This is a genomic window from Corallococcus sp. 4LFB (genome assembly GCF_046520365.1).
GTDB lineage: Bacteria > Myxococcota > Myxococcia > Myxococcales > Myxococcaceae > Corallococcus > Corallococcus caeni.
Genome location: NZ_JBKGHJ010000836.1, coordinates 1 through 2,248, shown reverse-complemented (window position 1 = coordinate 2,248; position 2,248 = coordinate 1). Strand labels below are relative to the sequence as shown.

4 protein-coding genes are annotated in these 2,248 nt (G+C 72.2%); 3 read left to right on the top strand and 1 reads right to left on the bottom strand.

Annotation, left to right across the window (positions count from 1 at the left end; translation table 11 throughout):
- The coding region (locus ACLEQD_RS41770) for a zinc-binding dehydrogenase (RefSeq protein WP_410391474.1) at positions 1-448 on the top strand (448 nt) is incomplete at its 5' end.
- 15 nt (positions 449-463) lie between these two features.
- Here the strand turns inward: ACLEQD_RS41770 and ACLEQD_RS41765 are convergent.
- Entirely contained in the window at positions 464-880 is a 417-nt protein-coding gene (locus tag ACLEQD_RS41765) for a hypothetical protein (protein WP_410391473.1), read from the bottom strand.
- A gap of 391 nt (positions 881-1,271) precedes the next feature.
- Between ACLEQD_RS41765 and ACLEQD_RS41760 the strand changes: the two genes are divergently transcribed.
- Complete coding sequence (locus ACLEQD_RS41760; protein ID WP_410391471.1) at positions 1,272-2,066, top strand: AMP-binding protein; 795 nt, start codon at positions 1,272-1,274, stop codon at positions 2,064-2,066.
- On the top strand, positions 2,033-2,248 hold a 216-nt coding region (locus tag ACLEQD_RS41755; protein ID WP_410391470.1), incomplete at its 3' end, for an AMP-binding protein. The genes ACLEQD_RS41760 and ACLEQD_RS41755, both read left to right, overlap by 34 nt.

The window sequence follows — 2,248 nt, the reverse complement described above, 5'->3', positions numbered from 1 at the left end:
GGAGGTGGCGAAGCGCGCGGGCGCGGACGGCGTGCTCCTCTTGAAGGACTTCCAGGCCGGCGTGCGCGAGGCCACGGACGGCCGGGGCGCGGACGTGGTGCTGGACCCGGTGGGCGGCGACGTCTTCGACAAGAGCCTCAAGGTGCTGGCGCCGGAGGGCCGGCTTCTGGTGGTGGGCTTCGCCAGCGGCCAGATTCCGTCCGTGGCCGTGAACCGGCTCTTGCTGCGCAACGTCTCCGTGGTGGGCGTGGCGTGGGGCTCCTTCCTGATGCAGGCGCCGGAGGTGACGGGCGCCATCGCGAAGGACCTGGAGGCGCTCGCGGCGCGCGGCGTCGTCAACCCGGTGGTGGGGCGCGTCTTCCCCTTCGAAGAGGGCGCGCAGGCGCTGCGCGAGCTGGAGTCGCGCCAGGCCGTGGGCAAGGTCGTCCTGAAGGTGAAGGAGGGCTGAAGCGGGAGGGGCGCGTCACTCCCCTGCTGGCGGCAGGGGCGAGGGCGTCCCGGCCTCGCGCTCCAGGACGTCCGCGGCGCGGGCGTCCCGGGGCAGGCCGAAGCGGGCGCGCGAACACATGAGGAGCTGGCCCGCGTAGACGCTGTCCGCCAGCGCGTCCGCGTACCGGCCGTGGGCCTCGCACAGGCGGGCCCGCTCATCCACCAGCCGGGCGAGGATGCGCGCCTGCTCCGGGTGGGTGAAGAGGCTGACGACGGAGCGCGCGTCGAAGCGGGCGAGCGTGTCGTACTCCATGCCCAGCGTCGTGATGCACGCCTCGCGGATCCGCTCCAGGCACACGTCCCAGGAGGCGCGCGTCCGGGCGATGTCCGGCACCGAGCGGCCAAGCTCGCGCACGGCGTTGAGCAGGAAGGCGTGTCGTAGCGAAGGCATCCGGTCCTCCACTACAGCCCAGCCCGCCTGAATCATCCAGCGCGCCAGGGGGTGCGGCGCCACCCCGACGAATCAGGTCGCACCCACCTGGCGGGAGTCCGCGCGCGCCAGCGGCACACCCCCACGGGAAAAAGACAGACATCGTCACCCCGGCGTGACGACACGTGCCCGCGTCGTTCCAAAGATATATCCAGACAGGAACGGCATCCGCCGGGTGCGAACGTCCTCGGGGAGAGACGGGGGCGCGGATGACCCGAGTTTGTGTGTCGCAATCAAGACCCGGCGTGTATCACCGCGTGGTTCCCACGTATTGCGCGGGCGCTGCCAGTCTTTAGACTTTTCACGCGCGGATCCCCCCACCGCGCGAGTGACTACATCCAAGGAATGCACCATGGCCCCCCCGTCCACGCTGCGTCTTCCCCCGACCGCGGAGATCGCCTTCGGCGCCACGGTGCTGAAACAGCCGGAGCTGCTGCGCCGGGCCTCCCGGGTGGCCCGGAGGCTGCGCACCGAGTGGAACGTGCAGCCAGGAGAGCGCGTGGGGTTGATGGTGGTACCCGGACCGGAGGTCATCCCGGCCATCCTGGGCATCTGGATGGCGGGCGCGGCCTACGTGCCGTTGGATCCGTTCCTTCCGGACGAGCGGCTCTTGCGCATCCTGCGCGACGCGGGCCTGCGCGGCGTCGTCACCCAGCGCATGCACCGCGTCTCCGTGGGGCTCCTGGAGACGTGGCTGGGCTCACCGCTGCCCTTCCTGGAGGCGGATGCGGCGGCGGTGGACGAGGCGGAGGACGCGGAGGTCCCGGACGTCATCGACGCGCCGCCGGACCGGCCCGCCTATCTCATCTACACCTCCGGCAGCACCGGTGAGCCCAAGGGCGTGGTGTGCACCTTCCGGGGGCTGTCGAACCTGGTGCACGGCGTGGCGCCGCTGCTGGGCCTGGGGCCGGACACGCGGCACCTCCAGTTCGCCAGCATCAACTTCGACGCGTCGGTGTGGGAGGTGTTCCCCACGCTGTTCGCGGGCGGCGCCGTGGTGCAGGGCTCGCGCGAGGACCTGCTGCCCGGCCGGCGCATGGCGGAGTACCTGCGCCAGCAGCGCGTGACGCACCTGTGCCTGCCGCCGTCGGTGCTGGGCAATTGGGGCCGCACGTGGACACGCTGCCGGACGTGGCGTGCGTGGTGATGGCGGGTGAGCGCTGCCCGGCGCCGCTCGCCGAGCGGTGGCACGCGTCCGGCCGCCGCGTCTTCAACGCCTACGGGCCCACGGAGGGGACGGTCTGCGCGACGGCGTACCGGGTGAAGGGCGGCGAGTCCCCCGTGCCCATCGGCCAGGCGCTGCGGCGTGCTGCTGCGCGTGGTTCACGT

Bases quoted from the DNA above. Each gene is read 5' to 3' on its own strand.
- ACLEQD_RS41765 (WP_410391473.1), bottom strand. From the start codon at position 880: ATGCCTTCGCTACGACACGCCTTCCTGCTCAACGCCGTGCGCGAGCTT.
- ACLEQD_RS41760 (WP_410391471.1), top strand. From the start codon at position 1,272: ATGGCCCCCCCGTCCACGCTGCGTCTTCCCCCGACCGCGGAGATCGCC.